The organism is Pseudomonas sp. AB39(2026) (genome assembly GCF_059831485.1).
This window is the reverse complement of the sequence record NZ_CP195212.1, coordinates 3,386,552-3,404,930: the sequence shown is the minus strand read 5'-3', so window position 1 is coordinate 3,404,930 and position 18,379 is coordinate 3,386,552. Positions and strand designations below refer to the sequence as shown.

17 protein-coding genes are annotated in these 18,379 nt (G+C 60.0%); 9 read left to right on the top strand and 8 right to left on the bottom strand.

Annotated features, from left to right (window positions below; genetic code table 11):
• Window positions 1-25 precede the first annotated feature (25 nt).
• On the top strand, window positions 26-766 hold the full coding sequence (locus ACSAMW_RS15735) for an SDR family oxidoreductase (protein ID WP_500591075.1): 741 nt from the start codon (window positions 26-28) through the stop codon (window positions 764-766).
• Here the strand turns inward: ACSAMW_RS15735 and betT are convergent.
• Both betT and epsC read right to left on the bottom strand, forming a co-directional pair.
• Window positions 763-2,727 (bottom strand): choline transporter BetT, encoded by a 1,965-nt coding sequence (betT, locus tag ACSAMW_RS15730; protein WP_500594058.1) that lies wholly within the window; start codon window positions 2,725-2,727, stop codon window positions 763-765. The genes ACSAMW_RS15735 and betT overlap by 4 nt on opposite strands.
• 144 nt (window positions 2,728-2,871) lie before the next feature.
• Window positions 2,872-3,801, bottom strand: a complete 930-nt coding sequence (gene epsC / locus ACSAMW_RS15725) for a serine O-acetyltransferase EpsC (RefSeq protein ID WP_500591074.1) — start codon at window positions 3,799-3,801, stop codon at window positions 2,872-2,874.
• A gap of 210 nt (window positions 3,802-4,011) precedes the next feature.
• Between epsC and ACSAMW_RS15720 the strand changes: the two genes are divergently transcribed.
• The 7 genes from ACSAMW_RS15720 (at window position 4,012) to ACSAMW_RS15690 (ending at window position 9,944) form a co-directional block, all read left to right on the top strand.
• Window positions 4,012-5,010 carry a D-cysteine desulfhydrase gene (locus tag ACSAMW_RS15720; RefSeq protein WP_500591073.1) on the top strand — a complete coding sequence of 333 codons (999 nt, stop codon included), beginning with the start codon at window positions 4,012-4,014 and terminating at the stop codon, window positions 5,008-5,010.
• Window positions 5,011-5,037: 27 nt separating this feature from the next.
• Window positions 5,038-5,829: a cystine ABC transporter substrate-binding protein gene (gene tcyJ / locus ACSAMW_RS15715; RefSeq protein ID WP_500591072.1), complete on the top strand. Its 792-nt coding sequence runs from the start codon at window positions 5,038-5,040 to the stop codon at window positions 5,827-5,829.
• Window positions 5,826-6,500: a cystine ABC transporter permease gene (gene tcyL / locus ACSAMW_RS15710; protein ID WP_500591071.1), complete on the top strand. Its 675-nt coding sequence runs from the start codon at window positions 5,826-5,828 to the stop codon at window positions 6,498-6,500. The genes tcyJ and tcyL overlap by 4 nt, the downstream gene beginning before the upstream one ends.
• Window positions 6,497-7,246, top strand: a complete 750-nt coding sequence (gene tcyN, locus ACSAMW_RS15705; RefSeq protein ID WP_500591070.1) for an L-cystine ABC transporter ATP-binding protein TcyN — start codon at window positions 6,497-6,499, stop codon at window positions 7,244-7,246. The genes tcyL and tcyN overlap by 4 nt, the downstream gene beginning before the upstream one ends.
• Window positions 7,247-7,378: 132 nt before the next feature.
• Window positions 7,379-8,188 (top strand): MetQ/NlpA family ABC transporter substrate-binding protein, encoded by an 810-nt coding sequence (locus ACSAMW_RS15700; protein ID WP_500591069.1) that lies wholly within the window; start codon window positions 7,379-7,381, stop codon window positions 8,186-8,188.
• A gap of 3 nt (window positions 8,189-8,191) precedes the next feature.
• Window positions 8,192-9,310 (top strand): methionine ABC transporter ATP-binding protein, encoded by a 1,119-nt coding sequence (locus ACSAMW_RS15695; protein ID WP_500591068.1) that lies wholly within the window; start codon window positions 8,192-8,194, stop codon window positions 9,308-9,310.
• Window positions 9,300-9,944: a methionine ABC transporter permease gene (locus tag ACSAMW_RS15690; RefSeq protein WP_168085289.1), complete on the top strand. Its 645-nt coding sequence runs from the start codon at window positions 9,300-9,302 to the stop codon at window positions 9,942-9,944. Before ACSAMW_RS15695 ends, ACSAMW_RS15690 begins: the two co-directional genes overlap by 11 nt.
• A 74-nt stretch (window positions 9,945-10,018) precedes the next feature.
• On the opposite strand, the gene ACSAMW_RS15685 is transcribed toward ACSAMW_RS15690, so the two are convergent.
• From ACSAMW_RS15685 to ACSAMW_RS15660, 6 genes are all read right to left on the bottom strand, one after another.
• Window positions 10,019-13,060 carry an efflux RND transporter permease subunit gene (locus ACSAMW_RS15685; RefSeq protein WP_500591067.1) on the bottom strand — a complete coding sequence of 1,014 codons (3,042 nt, stop codon included), beginning with the start codon at window positions 13,058-13,060 and terminating at the stop codon, window positions 10,019-10,021.
• Window positions 13,057-14,121: an efflux RND transporter periplasmic adaptor subunit gene (locus tag ACSAMW_RS15680; RefSeq protein ID WP_500591066.1), complete on the bottom strand. Its 1,065-nt coding sequence runs from the start codon at window positions 14,119-14,121 to the stop codon at window positions 13,057-13,059. The genes ACSAMW_RS15685 and ACSAMW_RS15680 overlap by 4 nt, the downstream gene beginning before the upstream one ends.
• Window positions 14,118-15,191, bottom strand: a complete 1,074-nt coding sequence (locus ACSAMW_RS15675) for an efflux RND transporter periplasmic adaptor subunit (RefSeq protein ID WP_500591065.1) — start codon at window positions 15,189-15,191, stop codon at window positions 14,118-14,120. The genes ACSAMW_RS15680 and ACSAMW_RS15675 overlap by 4 nt, the downstream gene beginning before the upstream one ends.
• A gap of 150 nt (window positions 15,192-15,341) precedes the next feature.
• A complete protein-coding gene (locus ACSAMW_RS15670; RefSeq protein ID WP_500591064.1) occupies window positions 15,342-16,127 on the bottom strand; it encodes a MetQ/NlpA family ABC transporter substrate-binding protein in 786 nt (261 codons plus the stop codon).
• 94 nt (window positions 16,128-16,221) lie between these two features.
• Entirely contained in the window at window positions 16,222-17,169 is a 948-nt protein-coding gene (locus tag ACSAMW_RS15665; protein WP_500591063.1) for a sigma 54-interacting transcriptional regulator, read from the bottom strand.
• Window positions 17,170-17,208: 39 nt separating this feature from the next.
• Complete coding sequence (locus tag ACSAMW_RS15660) at window positions 17,209-17,790, bottom strand: alpha/beta hydrolase (protein ID WP_500591062.1); 582 nt, start codon at window positions 17,788-17,790, stop codon at window positions 17,209-17,211.
• 106 nt (window positions 17,791-17,896) lie between these two features.
• Here ACSAMW_RS15660 and ACSAMW_RS15655 point away from each other — a divergent pair, with 106 nt between their 5' ends.
• Window positions 17,897-18,373 (top strand): Mpo1 family 2-hydroxy fatty acid dioxygenase, encoded by a 477-nt coding sequence (locus ACSAMW_RS15655; RefSeq protein WP_500591061.1) that lies wholly within the window; start codon window positions 17,897-17,899, stop codon window positions 18,371-18,373.
• The last annotated feature ends 6 nt before the right edge of the window (window positions 18,374-18,379 follow it).

The following is an 18,379-nucleotide window of genomic DNA, read 5'->3' as shown; positions in this document are numbered from 1 at the left end:
ACCTACTCATTCAAAGGAGCGCCCCATGCCCAAGCCTTCTCCGAAAGTTGCCCTTATCACCGGTGCCTCGCGCGGAATAGGCGCAGCCCTGGCGCTGCGATTGGTAGACGATGGTTTTGCCGTGGTGATCAACTATGCCAATAGCGCAGGTGAAGCCAACGCACTGGCCAAGCGCATCGTCGACGAAGGCGGGCGGGCTGTGGCGATCAAGGCGGACGTGTCCAGCAGCGCGGATGTTCGTCGGCTGTTCGACGAGGCCGAAGCGGCCTTGGGCAAGGTAGATGTACTGGTCAATAACGCGGGCATCTTGAAGATGGTCTCGCTGGCCGACAGTACCGACGAGCTCTACGACGCTACCTTCAACATCAATACACGTGGCACGTTCAATACCCTGCGCGAAGCGGCCACCCGCCTTAACGACGGGGGCCGTATCGTCAACTTCTCCAGCAGTACGGTGGGCATGAACTTGCCCAACTACTCGCTCTACATTGCCAGCAAGGCCGCCGTGGAGTCCCTGACCAAAGTGTTTGCCCAAGAGCTTCGAGGCCGGGGCATTACCGTGAATGCCGTGGCCCCTGGGCCTGTTGCCACCGACCTGTTCTTCGAAGGCAAGAGCGATGAGCAGGTGCAGGCCTTGGCGAAACGGCCGCCGCTGGAGCGGCTAGGCGAGCCTGGCGACATTACCGGGATAGTCGCCTTCCTCGTAGGGCCGGAAGGCGGCTGGGTGAATGGCCAGGTCGTGCGGGCCAACGGCGGGATCGTTTAACGCACCAGGTGCAGGAACTGCATGTGCCGTTCGTACTGGTCGAGCATGTCGGTGATGATCTGGTCCTTGTTGTAGCCCACCAGGTCGTAATCCTGGCTGCCTTCGGCCAGGTACACCTCGGCACGGTAGTAGCGGCGGTTCTTCAGCTCACGGTTGCCCATGCCACTACGGGCAAATGACGGCGTAAAGAACCCCCGCATCCGCACCTGATACACGAACGGCCGCTCCTCACCGTGGGTCACGATCAGGCTTTCGGCCCCATGGCCGGTGTCTTCCTCCACCCGTGCATTGAGCCCTTTGCCCACAAACTCGGCGCACAGGTCCTGCATGGCTGGGCGCACTGAGCCTTCCATGAACCGGTATACCTCGTCTCGCGAGGGGTAATGCACGGCCTGGCTCAGGCGCTGACGCCAGCCACCGCGCCCTCTCGCACGCCCCGCCAAGGTGGTAGGCGCCAGCGAGTACAGTTGCGCGATCTTGCGTTGGGACTCCATGTAGAACGCCTTGTGCAGCCCCCACATCATCAGCAGCAGAATCAGCGAGAACGGCAACGATGTCAGTACCACGGCGCTCTTGAGCGAATCGATACTGCCCGCGAACAACAGGCCGCCTGTGACCATGGCCGTTGCGGCACCCCAGAACACACGTAGCCACTTGGGGCCATCTTCGTCTGGGCTGCCGCCTTTGGCAGACAAGGTGGACAGGACCACCGTGCCCGAATCGGCCGAGGTCACGAAGAACACAAAGCTTACGAACACAGTGACGCCGATGACCGTACGGCTCCAGGGGTACTGCTGCAGCATCAGGTATAGGGTTTGCGAAGGGTCTGCCACGGCTGAGCTGGCAAGGTCCAACACCCCATTCAGTTGAAGGTCCAGCGCGCTGTTGGCGAAGATGGACATCCAGGCCAAGGTAAAGCCCAACGGAATCAGCAGTACACCGAACACGAATTCACGGATGGTGCGGCCCCGGGAAATACGGGCGATGAACAGGCCCACGAACGGCGCCCAGGCAATCCACCAGGCCCAATAGAACACGGTCCAGTCGCCCAGCCAGCTGCCGGAGTGGCCGTACGCATATAGGTCAAAGCTTTTCCCAGGCACCACTGACAAGTAATCACCGATGTTCTGCACCAGCGTATTGAGCAGATGCTGGGTAGGGCCTGCAAACAGCACAAACAGCAGCAAGCCGCAGGCCAGGAGCATGTTCAGGTCTGACATCAGCCTCACGCCTTTGTCTACCCCGGACACTGCCACCAGGATGGCCGCCCCCATCATCAGCACAATTAGCCCCAGCTGTACCCACTGGTTGTGGGGCACACCGAACAGTTGGTCCAGGCCTGCGTTCAAATGCAGTACGCCAAAGCCCATGTCTGCCCCAAGGCCGAACACGGTAGCGATGATACCGAAGCCGTCCACGGCATACCCGATCGGGCCATTGATGCGTTTGCCGATGAGAGGGTAAAGCGCGGAGCGGAGCGCTAGCGGCAGGTTATGGCGGTAAGCGAAGTAGGCCAGCGCCATGCCTACGAACGCGAATACGCCCCAGCCATGCAGGCCCCAGTGCAGGAAGAGCAACTGCATGGCCTGACGTGCCGAGGCTGCAGTATTACCCTCCCCTTGCGGCGGGTGGGCAAAATGGGTCAGTGGCTCGGATACGCAGAAGAAGAACAGCGTGATACTGATCCCGGCCGCAAAGAGCATACCGGCCCAAGACAGGTAACTGAACTCAGGCTCGTCATGGTCGGCCCCTAGCTTGATACGGCCATAACCAGATAACGCGGTGACCACCACGAACACTAGGTACAGCGTCATGGCCAGCAGGTAATACCAGCCTACGGTATTAGCAGCCCAGCTTTGAGCAGCAATCAGCCAGGCCCCGGCCTGGGTCGGGAAGGCCAGCACAACGGTAGCAAAGAGAAGGATGGCGCCAGCGGCAAAAGCGAACACTGGCGGGTTCATACGAACAGGTGCGGAAAGACTGCTCACGGACAGGTCGGGCCTCCGGATGAACGCAGCGTGCGAACATGTTTTAAGTTGAACGAGCGTTCAATTAAAACATGAAACGCCTTCTGCGCCAAACGGCGCCCTCCAGGCGGCCCTGTCCTAGCGAGCGCTGCCCTCATCCTGCTGCAACGTCGCCTGGGTCAAATTGCTCCCCGGCGGTACACTGCGAGTGAGCCACACATTGCCGCCGATGATCGACCCTTTGCCGATGGTAATGCGCCCCAGAATGGTAGCGCCGGCGTAGATCACCACGTCGTCTTCAACGATAGGGTGACGCGGCAACCCCTTCTGCAGGCTACCGTCTTCGGTAGACGGGAAACGCTTCGCGCCAAGGGTAACAGCCTGGTAGATGCGCACACGTTCGCCGATGATCGCAGTTTCACCTATGACTACACCTGTGCCATGGTCAATAAAGAAGCTCGGGCCGATCTGTGCGCCAGGGTGAATATCGATACCAGTGCTGGAGTGGGCCAGTTCGGAGGCAATACGGGCCAGTAGTGGCAGCCCGGACCGATACAGGTGATGAGCCAGACGATGGTGGATTACCGCCAGCACGCCGGGGTAGCACAGCAGCACTTCATCCACGCTACGAGCGGCAGGGTCGCCTTGGTAGGCAGCTAGTACGTCTGTGTCCAGCAAGCGGCGAATGCCCGGCAACGCAGCAGCAAAGCCCTGGGTAAGACTCAATGCGCTAGCGTCCAGCGCGTCAGCATCGCACGGGCCATGGCGCCCGGCGTACCGCAGTTCCAGCCGCGCTTGAGCCAGCAGGAGGGTGAGCGCAGCATCCAAGGTATGCCCTACATAGAAGTCTTCGCTTTCCTCGCGCAGGTCTACAGGCCCTAGCCGCATGGGAAAGAGGGCACCGCACAGGTGTTCGAGCAGTGTGGCCATGGCTTCGCGCGAGGGAAGCTCCCGGCCGCCTGTGGAGCCACAGCTTCGGCCATTTTGCCGGCGCCATTGCTCGCGCGCGGCGCGCAGTTCACCCACGATGCTATTCAGGTGCCAATGGCCGCCGTTGTTCTGGTTCACGATCGCTTCTCCCAAGGTCCTGAAAACGTGCGCATGCGCCGTTCCGACGCCTACTTTACGGGAAATTGCCCCATTGAAAAAATAACCCTTTTCTCACGCCGCCTTGCTGAGTGGAATATGTACTCGCCTGCTCACGATACGGAGGTGAACGTATTGCCTGGCCGGGGTGGCATGCCTATAGTCGCTGACCGGCCACCACTCGGACCTTTCATGATCAGCCAGCAGCTTTCACGTTTTCCCCGCCTGAACCTGATGCCCAGCGCAACCCCACTGGACAAGCTAGAACGCCTGTCGGCCTGGTTGGAGCGGGACATCTATATCAAGCGCGATGACCTTACCCCACTGGCCCTGGGCGGTAACAAGCTGCGCAAACTCGAATACCTGGCCGCCGATGCCCTGGCGCAAGGTGCTGATACCCTCGTAACCGCAGGCGCTATCCAGAGCAACCACGTACGCCAGACCGCTGCCCTGGCAGCACGCCTGGGCCTGGCCTGCTTTGCGCTACTGGAAAACCCTACTGGAACGGAACATCCGGATTACCTGAACAACGGTAACCGCCTGCTGCTGGACCTGTTCGAGGCCCGCGTGGAGCTCGTGGAAAACCTAGACAACGCTCAAGCCTCCCTTGAAGCCTTGGCTGCCCGGCTGCGCACCGGTGGCAAGAAGCCCTACATCGTGCCGATCGGTGGCTCCAGCCCGATCGGTGCACTGGGTTATGTGCGCGCGGGGCTGGAACTGGCTGAACAGATCGACGCCACCGGCGTCGAATTCTGCGCGGTCATGTTGGCCAGCGGCAGTGCAGGTACCCAGGCGGGGCTTGCACTGGCCCTTAGCGAACGCTTGCCGCAGCTGCCTGTCATTGGTGTGACGGTGTCCCGCGATGAAGACCAGCAACGGCCCAAGGTGCAGGCATTGGCTGAAGCCACGGCCAACCTGTTGGGCGTACCGTTGCCGGACGCGTTCAAGGTCCATCTGTGGGACGAGTACTACGGGCCTCGCTACGGTGAACCGAACGCAGGTGGGCTGGCGGCAATCAAATTGCTGGCCGCCCAGGAAGGCATTCTGCTGGACCCTGTCTACACCGGCAAAGCCATGGCCGGTTTGCTGGACGGCGTAGGCCGACAGCGTTTGAACGATGGCCCCATTCTGTTTTTGCACACCGGTGGTGCTCCGGCGCTGTTTGCCTACACGGATGCCTGGTCTGCCTGACTTTTTCCACACAATAAGGATACCTTGATGCGCTTGAATGCCCTGCGACGCCACCTCGCCGTTACCGCCCTCGCCTTGGCCACTGCACTGGGTGCCCAGGCCCATGCCGGTGAGCAACTGCAACAGATCAAGGACCACGGCGCCTTGAAAGTGGGCCTTGAAGGCACCTACCCGCCGTTCAGCTTCGTAGATGAAAGCGGCAAGCTCACAGGTTTCGAAGTGGAACTTTCCCAAGCCTTGGCTAAGGAACTGGGCGTGAAGGCAGACATTCAACCCACCAAATGGGATGGCATTCTGGCCGCGCTGGAATCCAAGCGCCTGGATGTGGTGATCAATCAGGTCACCATTTCGGACGAGCGCAAGAAAAAGTACGACTTCTCTGTGCCGTACACGGTCTCCGGCATCCAGGCACTGACCCGCAAGGCAGACGCTGCGTCTATTGCAAAGCCTGCTGATCTGGCTGGCAAGAAAGTAGGTGTAGGCCTGGGTACCAACTACGAGCAGTGGCTTAAGCAGAATGTGCCGCAAGCTGACGTACGTACCTATGAAGATGACCCGACCAAGTTCCAAGACCTGATGAACAAGCGCATCGATGTCATTCTGGTGGACCGCTTGGCAGCGCTGGATACCGTCAAGAAGACTGGCGACCGCCTGGGCGTGGCCGGTGAAGCGTTCTCCCGCCAGGAAGCCGGCGTTACCCTGCGCAAAGGCGAGCCTGAGCTGCTCAAGGCTGTGGACGATGCCTTGGCCAAGCTGCGCAAGGACGGCACGCTGACTCAGCTGTCGCAGAAATGGTTTGGCGCTGACGTTACCCAATGAACCAGGACAGCCTGCGCATCGCCCTGGAGTCGCTTCCCTTCCTGCTTCAGGGCGCCTGGTTCACGATTGTACTGAGCCTGGGGGGCATGTTCTTCGGGCTGCTGCTGGGTTTCGCGCTGGCGCTGATGCGCCTGTCGCAGCTGGCCATCCTGCGGGGCGTATCGCGGGTGTACGTGTCGTTCTTTCGCGGCACGCCCTTGCTGGTGCAATTGTTCCTGATCTACTACGGTTTGCCGTCCATAGGGCTTGAGCTAAGCCCGCTGACAGCTGCCCTGATAGGTTTCTCCCTGAACATGGCCGCCTATGCGTGTGAAATCCTGCGGGCGGCAATCGGCTCTATCGACCGGGGCCAGTGGGAGGCAGCGGCCAGCATAGGCATGACACGGGCACAAACCCTGCGCCGAACCATTCTGCCCCAAGCGGCACGTACTGCATTGCCGCCCTTGGGTAACAGTTTCATTTCGCTGGTGAAAGATACGGCGTTGGCAGCCACCATCCAGGTGCCAGAGCTGTTTCGGCAGGCGCAGTTGGTTACAGCCCGCACGTTCGAGATCTTTGCCATGTACCTGTCCGCCGCCTTGATCTACTGGGTGCTGGCCAGCCTTCTTGCGTACGTCCAGAACCGCCTGGAGCGCCGCGTTAACCGCCACGACCTGGAGCCTAAGCAATGATTGTGGTGGAACACCTCACCAAACGCTTCAACGACACGCCTGTGCTGGACAACATCGACCTGACCGTCAGTGAAGGTGAAGTGGTAGCCATCATTGGCCCCAGTGGCTCGGGCAAGACCACCTTCCTGCGCTGCCTCAACCTCCTGGAAACACCCAGCGCGGGAACGATTCAAGTGGGGGGCGTCACCATCGATGCAAACCGCGCTATTGCCAAGCAGCAGGCGCAGGTGCGCCAGTTACGCCAGCAGGTGGGCTTCGTGTTCCAGAACTTCAACCTGTTCCCTCACCGCACCGCACTGGAAAACGTGATTGAAGGGCCGGTGGTGGTCAAGAAAATGCCCGTTGCGCAAGCCCAGGCCCTGGGCCGTTCCCTGCTGGCCAAAGTAGGGCTGGCCGGCAAGGAAGACGCTTACCCACGTCGGCTGTCTGGCGGTCAGCAACAGCGAGTAGCCATCGCCCGCGCGCTGGCCATGGAGCCGCAGGTGATCCTGTTCGACGAACCTACCTCGGCACTGGACCCGGAGCTGGTCGGCGAAGTGCTGGCGACCATTCGCAGCCTGGCCGAAGAAAAGCGCACCATGGTCATCGTGACCCACGAAATGAGCTTCGCGCGAGATGTAGCCAACCGTGTGGTGTTCTTCGACAAGGGGAAAATCGTTGAACAAGGAGACCCAGCAGTCGTGTTCGCGGCGCCAAAGCATGAACGCACTCGCCAATTCCTAGGGAAATTCCTGGCTCAATCTTGATACGCCCACTTCTATATCAATTGCCAAAGGTTATTTCAAAATATCTTTAAGCTCCTCTAGGGTATAACGACCGGACCACCGGACCATCACAGACACACCGCCTTGGTGCGGTTTCTATTACGTGAGGACGGTATGGTTCGCGCTGCTTTGTTTACCCCATTGCGGGTGCTGCTTTTGAGTGCCGGCCTGATCGCCGGCAGCGCCTATGCAGCTGACGCGCCGTTGAAAGTCGGCACAACCGCTGCCTTTGCCATTCCCCTGGAGGCTGCCGTTGCCGAGGCTGACAAGCAGGGGTTGAAAGTCGAGCTGGTGGAGTACACCGACTGGATTGCTCCCAACGTGAGCCTGGCTGCAGGCGACATCGACGTTAACTATTTCCAGCACATCCCCTTCCTTGAAAACGCCAAACAGGCGGCGGGTTTTGACTTGGTGTCTTACGCCCCGGGCATTATCAATAACGTGGGCCTGTACTCCAGGCGTTACAAAAGCTTCCAAGACCTGCCTGAGGGTGCTTCGGTGGCCATCGCCAACGACCCTATCAACAGTGGCCGCGGCCTGCAGCTGCTGGCCAAGGCTGGCTTGATCGAACTCAAGCCAGGCGTAGGCTACAAGGCCACTGAAGACGATATCGTCAGCAACCCCAAGAAGCTGAAGATCCTTCAGGTCGAGGCCGTTCAGCTGGTACGGGCCTATGACGATGCCGACCTGGTGCAGGGCTATCCTGCCTACATCCGCCTGGCCAAGACGTTCGACCCTGAATCCGCCTTGCTCTTCGACGGCCTGGACCACCCTGAATACGTGATTCAGTTCGTGATTCAGCCAAAGAATAAAAACGATCCCCGCCTGGCCAAATTCATCGATATCTACCAGCACTCGCCTGTCGTCAAAGCAGCGCTGGACAAGTCCTTGGGTACCCTCTATCAGCCTGGCTGGAAGGGTTAAACCATGAGTGCTCCTTCGCTCAAGCTGGTCACCCCCCTCTCTACCGCCATCGGACAACAGCCTGTTTCACCACCTCAAAGCGCTACGCCGCTAATCCGCTTGCAGGGCATCAGCAAGGTGTATCAAGGTGCCCTGGGGCCGGTTCACGCACTCAAGGGCATCAACCTGGAGATCCAGCGGGGCGAAGTGTTCGGCATTATCGGGCGCAGCGGGGCGGGCAAATCTTCACTGTTGCGCACCCTGAACCGGCTGGAATCTCCCACTGAAGGCCAGGTGTGGGTTGACCACATTGACTTGAGCACATTGACCGAAGACCGGCTGGTCGAGGTACGCCGTGGCATCGGCATGATCTTCCAGCACTTCAACCTGATGTCTGCCAAGACCGTGGCGCAGAACGTTGAGCTGCCGCTGAAAGTGGCAGGTGTTTCCCGTGCCATTCGCCAGCGCAAAGTCAGTGAGTTGCTCTCGCTGGTGGGCCTGGAAGGCAAGCATGATGCTTACCCTGCCCAGCTCTCTGGCGGGCAGAAGCAGCGAGTGGGGATCGCCCGCGCCTTGGTGCACGACCCCGCCCTACTGCTCTGTGACGAAGCCACCTCCGCGCTGGACCCGGAAACCACGGCCTCTATCCTGCAACTGCTGCGAGATATCAACCAGCGCCTTGGGCTGACCATTGTGCTGATCACCCATGAAATGGCCGTGATTCGCGATATCTGCCATCGCGTGGTAGTGCTGGAGCAAGGCTGTATCGTGGAGCAAGGGCCTGTATGGCAAGTGTATGGCAACCCGCAGCATGAGGTGAGCCGTACGCTGTTGGCGCCCCTGCAGCAGGGCTTGCCGCCCGCCTTGGTAGCACGGCTGCACGCCACCCCGCATAGCGGTTCAGCGCTGGTACTTGCCTTGCGGTTCATAGGCGCTGGCACGGCCGAGCCTGACCTGTCCGGCCTGTTCCGCCTGCTGGGTGGGCACGTACGCCTGTTACATGGCGGTATCGATCAGATCCAGGGCCATACGCTCGGGCAGTTGACGGTGTCGGTCGCACAGTCTCCGCTGGAGCCTGCGCAGTGCGCAGAGCGTGCTCGTCAGTGGGCTGAACAGGTAGAGGTGTTGGGCTATGTGGACTGAGCGTTTGTTGCAAGGCGCGCTGGATACCCTGTTGATGGTAGGGCTGAGTTCGCTGATCGCATTACTGGCAGGCATTCCCATGGCGGTGATTCTGGTGACCAGCGACCGAGGCGGCATTTTCGAGGCGCCGTTGGTCAACCGCCTGCTGGGGGGCTTTGTAAACCTGTTCCGCTCCATTCCGTTCCTGATCCTGATGGTGGCGCTGATCCCTTTCACGCGCTGGATCGTGGGCACTACTTATGGGGTATGGGCAGCAGTAGTGCCGCTGACGCTGGCGGCCACGCCTTTCTTTGCGCGTATTGCAGAGGTAAGCCTGCGCGAAGTCGATCATGGTTTGGTAGAGGCTGCCCAGGCCATGGGGTGCCGTCGCTGGCACATCATCTGGCATGTGCTGCTGCCTGAGGCCCGGCCTGGCATTGTGGGCGGGTTTACCATCACTTTGGTCACCATGATCAACAGTTCTGCCATGGCAGGCGCCGTGGGGGCCGGCGGCCTGGGGGACATCGCTTACCGGTATGGGTATCAGCGGTTCGACACCCAGGTGATGCTGACCGTGATCGTGTTGCTGGTACTGCTGGTGGCGGTGATTCAATTGGGCGGGGACCGGTTGGCGCAGCGGCTCAACAAGCGTTGATCTGAGGCGTGTTCCCGGGTTCTGGCTTGGCCCCATAGGGGGCAGGCCAGAACCCGGGCAGCACCGGACCGCCTCTACTCTTTTATTCGGTACCAGGCCACATACAGCGCGGGCAGGAACAACAGCGTCAGTAGCGTAGCGCTGATGATGCCGCCGATCATGGCATAGGCCATAGGCCCCCAGAACACCTCGCGGGCAATGGGAATCATGCCCAGGCTGGCAGCGGCGGCGGTCAGCAGGATAGGGCGCCGGCGGTGTTGTGTCGCCTCCACCACCGCATCCCATGGCTTGTAGCCGTCACGCTCGAAGATGTCGATCTGGGTCACCAGGATCACCGAGTTGCGGATGATGATCCCGATCAGTGCCAGCACCCCAAGGATCGCCACAAAACCCAGCGGCGTACCAGTAGGCACTAGCGCGATCACCACACCAATCAGCCCCAAAGGGGCCACGCTAGCGACCAGGAACATCTTCTGTACGCTGTGCAGCTGGATCATCAGGAATGTAGCCATCAGGAAGATCATCAACGGCACTACTTGGGCAATCGGCCCTTGGGCCTTGCCGCTCTCCTCTACCGTACCGCCCGTGGTCACCTTGTAGCCGGCAGGCAGGTCGGCAGAAAAGCGGTCGATGTCCGGCTTGAGCTCGGTGACCAGGTCTGTGGGCTGCATCTGGTCCCGCACGGCAGCCTTGAGGGTGACCGTGGGCAGCCGGTCCCGGCGCCATACCAGCGGTTGCTCCAGTTCATACCGCACAGTGGCGAACGACAACAGCGGAATGGACACGCCACTGGGGGTCACGATCTGCAGGTTCTGCAAGGTTTCGGGTGAGTTACGCTCGGCATCTTCCGCACGGCCAATCACATTTACCAGGTAAATATCGTCGTTCACCTGGGTGATGGCCGCCCCACTGACAATAGTATTCATCAGCTTGGCCACATCTTCGGACGACAGCCCCAACTGGCGCGCGCGGTCCTGGGCAATGTCGATACGCAGTACTTTGCCCGGCTCGTTCCAGTCGAAAATCATGTCGCCCACATGGGGGTTCTGGTCCAGCAAGGTGGCCAGGTCGATGGCATGCCGGCGTACTTCGTCAATGTCTTTGCCACTGACCCGGTACTGCAACGGCCGCCCCACAGGCGGGCCCATTTCCAGCGGCTGCACATAGGTACCGATACCCACAAAGTCTTTGCGCAGCTTTTCACGTAGCCGCTCGGCCAAGGCTTCACGCTGCTCAAGCCCTTTGCTCACGATGACCAGCTGGGCGTAGTAAGGGTTCTGCAATTGCTGGTCCAGAGGCAGATAGAACCGGATAGCGCCCTCACCGATGTAGGTACTCCACCGGGCAATATCCGGGTCGTCCTTGATCATGGCTTCCAGCTTGTCCACGGCTTTGGCGGTTTCGTGAATAGACGCATTTTGCGGCAGGTTCAGGTCCACCAACAACTCTGGGCGGTCCGACGACGGGAAGAACTGATTCTGCACAAAGCGCATGCAGAACAACGCCAAGGCAAACAGTAGCAAGGTGCCAATGATGGTCAGCCAGCGGTGGCGCATGCAGCCCACCAATGCGCTATTGAAAGCTCGGCCGATGCGGCCCGGTTCCTCGGACTGCTGTTTGGCAACCTTTTCGCTGAGAATGTGCACGCCGATTACCGGCGCGAAGAACACCGCCACGACCCACGACACCAGCATGGCAATGGCGATCACGGCGAACAGGGTGAAGGTGTACTCGCCGGCTGAGCTAGCATTCAAGCCGATGGGCGTGAAGCCTGCGACCGTTACCAGCGTACCGGTGAGCATCGGAAAAGCCGTAGACGTATAGGCAAAGGTAGCGGCCTTCTTCCGGCTGTCCCCCAGCTCCAGCCGAGTCACCATCATCTCCACGGTAATCATGGCATCGTCCACCAGCAGGCCCAGGGCGATGATGAGTGCGCCGAGGGAAATCCGCTGCATGGTGATGCCGCTGTACTCCATGAATACGAAAACCATGGCCAGCACCAAGGGGATGGAGCAGGCCACTACCAAGCCAGCCCGGATACCGAGGCTGACGAAGCTCACCACCATCACGATCACCACCGCTTCGAACAACGCACTGGTGAACCCGCCCACCGCTTTTTCCACCACCGCTGCCTGGTCGGACACCGTGTGTACGCCTACCCCAACGGGCAACTCGGCCGTCAGCTCAGTCATGCGGCTGTGCAATGCCTTGCCGAAGGCCTGGATATTGCCACCGTCGCGCATAGCTACCGCCAGGCCTACTGCAGGCTGGCCATTGAAACGCAGCTGTGGCGTAGGCGGCTCAGCATAACCGCGCGTGATGTCGGCCACGTCGGCCAGCCGGTAGAAGCGATCGTTGACCCGCAGGTTCAGTTCACGCAAGTCCGCTTCGGAGCGGAATTGCCCCGTGGTACGCACAGAAATGCGCTCCGGCCCGGCTTCGATCACACCGGCCGGCGTGACAGCGTTCTGGGCCTGCAAAGCCTGCACCACCTGGCGCTGATCCAGCCCCAGAGCCGCCAGCTTGCGGGTGGAGAAGTTGAGGTAGATGACCTCATCTTGCTCGCCGATCATTTCGACCTTGCCCAGGTTGGGCACTTGCCGAATACCAGCGCGTACCTGCTCCACGTAGTCGCGCAGCTGGCGCATGCTCAGGCCATCGGCGGTGAAGGCATAGATAGACCCGAACACGTCTCCGAACTCGTCATTGAACGCAGGCCCTTGCAACCCCTGGGGAAAGTCGCCACGAATGTCGTCGATCTTTTTACGGACTTCATACCAGATATGGGGAATCGCCCCGGCCTTGGTGGTATCACGCAGGTACACGAATACCGTGGACTCCCCAGGGCGGGTGTAGCTTTTGGTGTAATCCAGAGAATCCAGCTCTTCGAGCTTTTTCTCGATACGGTCAGTGACCTGCTTAAGCGTCTCTTCCTGTGTGGCACCCGGCCACCGGGTCTGGATCACCATGGTCTTGATGGTGAAGGCCGGGTCCTCTTCGCGGCCCAGCTTCATATAGGAAAACACGCCCATGAGCAGTGCCACGAACATCAGGTACCACACGAACGACTGATGCCGCAGCGCCCAGTCTGAGAGGTTGAACTTGCTGCCGCTCATGGGGCCTTTCCTTGATCTGTTTTTATCTGCTGCCCCGGCGTGAGGCTGTTCAACCCGGCAATGGCCACACGCTCACCTGGGCGAACGCTGGCGTCGATGATTGCGGTACTGTCTTTACGCTGCATGACCTGAACCGAGCGCGGTGACACGGTGTGGGCCTGCTCATCGATCACCCACACTTGGGTTTTACCGTCTTTTTCCTGCAGCGCTTGCAGGGGCACCTCCCCTTGCGGTTCCACTTTGCGCGAGGCGCTCACGCTAATGGCCGTGCCCAGACGCAAGCCAGGGGGCGCCTCTGCCAGGCTAAGGCGCACCTGACGTGTGCGCGTGGTGCTGTTGGCCTGGGGCTCGATTTCCCGCAAGGTGGCCTGAGTGGCCACACTGGGGTCCAGCTGGGCCTGCACAAAGAAGTCCACCGCTGGGGATAGTTGCTCTACCAGCGCTGTGGGCAGGTCGATTACCGCCTCCTTGATGTCCGGGCGGGCAAGCGTGACCACTTCCTGGCCGGCCGTAACCACTTGCCCGGCTTCGGCGCTCAAGGCCGTGACAACCGCGTCGTGGTCGGCGCGTAACTCGCTGTAACCCACCTGGTCTTTGGCCTGGCTGGCCGCTGCTCGGGCTTGCTCAAGGGAAGCGCGGGACGTTTTCAAATCCGCCGTTGCACGGTCCAGCAGCGCAGTTGAACCCACACCCCGGTCATACAACTCCTGCTGACGACGGCTGTTGGCCTGGGCGTTGATCCATTGTGCCTCGACGCGGGCTAGATCGCCCTGGCGCGAGCGCAGCTGGTTCTGCTGGTCGGTAGGGTCCAGCACAGCAAGCAGATCGCCTTTTTTGACTTCGCTGCCCACATCTACCAAGCGGCGGGCAATACGGCCACCCACCCGAAAGCCCAGCGTACTTTCATAGCGTGGGGCGATGTTGCCTGCAAATCGGCCCAATACCTGCTCATTCACAGCAGTGACTGTGGCTGACAATACAGGCCGCACGGGCTCAGGCGGTGGAGCGTCTTCGCCACAGCCCGCCAGCATTACAAATGGCAGCGCATACCAAAGCTTCATTGCGCGGCCTCCTCGGCAACTTCCACTTGCATGTCCGGGTGCAGCAACTGCCCACCCGCCACCACCACCTTGTCGCCTGCAGCCAGGCCCTCGGTGATCACGACCTTGCCGGTGAGGTAACGGCCTACGGCAACCTTGTGCAAGCTGACTGTGTTGCCCTTGAGCAGCCATACGGCGGGGTCATGTATGTCTTTGGTGAGGGCCGACCACGGCAGCTCTATGGCCTGCCGAGCAGGTGCCATCAGCGTTCCGCTGACCACTGACCCCAGGTGCATGCGCGTAGGGAGCGCTTCGAGCGCGACTTTTACCTGCAAGGTGCCGGTCTGTGCAGAAACGGTAGGCGTGACTTCACGCACCTTGCCTTGAACGGTCACAGTCGGGTCTTCGAGCAGCCGCACCGTAATAGGCGCATCGCTGGCAGGTTTCACGGGCAAGGCTTCGTAGACATTGAATACGGCATCACGCTCGCCGTCTCGCGCCAACCCGAACATGGGTTGTGTGGCCTGCACCACTTGGCCTACCTCGGCCTGCCGTGCAGTGATCACACCGGCTGCGTCTGCCACCAGCTCGGTGTAACCCAATTGCTCACGGGCATTGGCGAGTTCAGCACGGGCCGCCGCCAAGGCACTCTGACTACCTTTAAGTGCTGCTTGTGCGGAGTCGTATTCGCTGCGGCTGGTGTAGCCCTTGGGCAAGAGTTTGGCCTGACGCTCGAACGCCAGGCTGGCCTGTGTGACCTGGGCCTGTTGGGCGCCTACCGCGGCCATTGCCGAAGCCACATTGATCTGGAGGTCTTTAGGGTCCAGGCGGGCGAGCACCTGGCGAGGGCCTACCCTGTCGCCCACCTCCGCTGTGCGCTGGATGATCTTGCCGCCTACACGAAACGACAATTGGGTTTGCACACGTGCCTGCACATCACCCGACACTTCAACCTTGGGTGTGAAATCCACAGCCTTTACAGTCTGTACCTTCACCCGAGGGCGTTCGGGCTCAGGGGCGGGCTTTTCGCCACAGCCACACAGCACTGCCATCACCACCCAGGCGGTTATCCTGCCCCACGCGCGCGTCATGCACACTCCTTGCACGAGATTTTTGTGGTGCAACTGTAACCGATTGTGGGGGCGTGATTGTGGCTTTGCGCAAAGCATCATGCCTACAGGGCCTGTGCTATGCGCACAGCCCCTGTAGCTGCCTGCAAAGCAGGCAGCTAGAGAAGAAGCTTAGAAAGCGGGGAGGACTGCGCCGTTGTACTTTTTCTCGATGAAGGCTTTGACTTCAGGCGAGGTCAGGGCCTTGGCCAGCTTCTGGATGGCATCGCTGTTCTTGTTGTCCGGGCGGGCAACCAGGTAGTTCACGTAAGGCGAGTCGCTGCCTTCGATCACCAGCGCGTCCTTGGCGGGGTTCAGCCCGGCTTCCAGCGCATAGTTGGTGTTGATCATGTCCAGGTCAACTTCATTGAGCACGCGCGGCAGCATGGCCGATTCCAGCTCCTTGAACTTCAGGTTCTTGGTGTTGGTGGCGATGTCCTTGGGGGTAGCCAGGGCATTGCTAGGGTCTTTGAGGGTGATCAGGCCAGCCTTTTGCAGCAGCAGCAAGGCACGGCCACTGTTGCTGCCTTCGTTAGGAATGGCCACGGTAGCGCCATCCTTGAGGTCAGCCAGGCTTTTCACTTTCTTGGAGTAACCGCCGAAGGGTTCCACGTGAACGCCGATTACGGTTTCCAAGTGAGTGCCTTTGCCTTCATTGAAGCTGGTCAGGTAAGGCAGGGTCTGGAAATAGTTAGCGTCCAGGCGTTTCTGGTCCACCTGCACGTTGGGCTGTACGTAGTCGGTGAACACTTTGATTTCCAAGTCCACGCCTTCCTTCGCCAGCGTAGGCTTGACCAACTCCAGAATTTCCGCGTGAGGAATAGGCGTAGCCGCTACGACCAGCTTCTCACCTGCATGAGTAAAGCCTGCAACGGACAAAGCAGCAGCGAATGCGGAAAACAGTAAAGCCTTTTTCATGGAGGGTCCTTATTGGTCGAAGTGCCATTAGGCTGGCATGACCGCGACAATACGCAATTCCCTTATGCCATTGAAATATCTTTTTGATAGCTGCTTATGAATTATTTTCAAGTACAGCCGTATAGCGCTGCAGCAATGCCAACGCCGCCGCTTTTTCACCCTTTGCCGACACCTTTATGCACTGAACCAGATGGTGTTCCAAAGCAGCCAAGTGGTTCCCTACGCCCGCTTGGTGGAGGTGAGTGGGCAGAATATCGTCGCCTTCGCTGATCAGCAGTGCAAAGTGCACCACGTTCTCCAGCTCTCGTGTGTTGCCTGGCCAGGCATGGGTCAATAACAGCTGTGCTGCGTCTTCGCTGAACGCTGGCACAGGTAGGCTGAGGCGGTGGCTGTATACACCAAGAAAATAATCGGCAAGCGCCAGGATATCCCCCGGCCGTTCACGCAAGGCTGGCAGCACCAGCCGACCCTCATCCAGGTAGCGCCACAACTGCTCATTGAACTTGCCAGCCGCTACGGCACGGCTCAGGTCGATACTGGACGCTGCGACTAAGCGCACGTCTACAGGTGTGGGTTGCGCTGCACCCAGGCGTATCACCTCATGGTTTTCCAAGGCGTCGAGCAAGGCCGCCTGGATGGCCAGCGGCAAATCAGCAATTTCATCCAGGTAAAGGGTACCGCCGTTGGCTGACCCAAACCAGCCCGCTCGGCTGGCTGCAGACCCTGGCGAGGCACCCGGCGCATGCCCGAACAGCTCGGCCTGCGCATAAGCGGGGCTAAGGGCACCACAATTAACCGATACAAACAGGCCGGGGCGATTACTGGCCTTGTGCAGGTGCCGGGCGAGCAACTCTTTGCCTGTACCAGTTTCGCCATGAATCAACACAGGCAGTGCGCTAGGCGCCAAGGCCTCCAAGCGCTCGCGCAAGGCTTTGGAGCGAGGGTCAACGAATACCAGCGCCTTGGCACGGATGCTCAAGGGACTGCGGTCTGCGTCCGGGAACGTTAGCAAGGGAAGGCCTGTAGCGGCACTCAAACTCATGGGTTCACTCCTGCCCCTGCCCGATTGGCAAAGGCGACATCATGCACGGCGGAGCGCGCTGCGTTGCGCGCGGTTTTGCAGGCGATACAGATAGGCAAAACCTTGCTCCCAGCGGCAATGGCCAGACTTTACGTTGATATGCCCTGCACCTGTCAGTACGCCTGCTTCGGCGCCCCAGTCTCTGGCCATGTCCAATGCACGAGCGACTGTCACGGCAGGATCGTTGTCCGAAGCGACCACTTGGCTAGGGAAGGGCAGCACGTTACGCGGCACAGGAGCGAAGTTGGCCAAGGCCGCGGGTCGGTTGGGTCGCTCTACATCTGCCGGCGCTACCAGCAGTGCGCCCCGTACGCGTTGCAGAAGGTGGGCCGGTGCCTTCGCAGCCCAGTGCGCCACCGTAATACAGCCCAGGCTGTGAGCAATGATCACCGTAGGTTGGCTGCTTCGTTCAATGGCGTGGTGCAGTGCGGCTAACCAGTCGTCGCGGTGGGGCGTCATCCAGTCGGCTTGTTCGAGCCAGTCGCTGTGGGGCAAGGTCACATGCCAGTGATGTTGCCAGTGCTCCGACGACGAGCCTTGCCAGCCGGGGACGATCAGGTATCGAATGGATTCAGTACGCATGATGGCATCTCCTGCCCCTGTCTGCTTTCATGAGGCAAGTATAGGGATCCACCATATATACGTTAAGGAATAAGAAGCTATTTATTAATAACCAGGAATGCTAACAATGAAAAGCCTGACACAGTACCTGGGGGACTACGCCGCCTATCACCGAGACCCCCGCAATGTCGCCACCCACTTTATCGGCATTCCATTTATCGTATTGGCGGTCGCGGTGCTGCTTTCCCGGCCCCATTGGCATGGCCTTTCCCCGGCAGTACTGGTGATGCTAGCGACCAGTGCGTTCTATATTCGGCTGGACAAGCTTTTGGGCTTTCTGATGGCGGCCATTCTTGGCCTTAGCCTGTGGTTTGGCCATGCAGTGGCCGTCTTGTCCACCACACCTTGGCTGATCATCGGTGTCGGGATGTTTGTGATTGGTTGGGCTATCCAGTTCCTGGGGCACCATTACGAAGGCCGAAAGCCTGCGTTTACCGATGACCTCAGCGGGCTGTTGATTGGCCCGCTGTTTGTGGTGGTGGAATTTGGCTTCCTGCTGGGGTTAGGCGACGAACTCAAGGGGCAGATCGAACTGGCCGAGTAAAGCGCT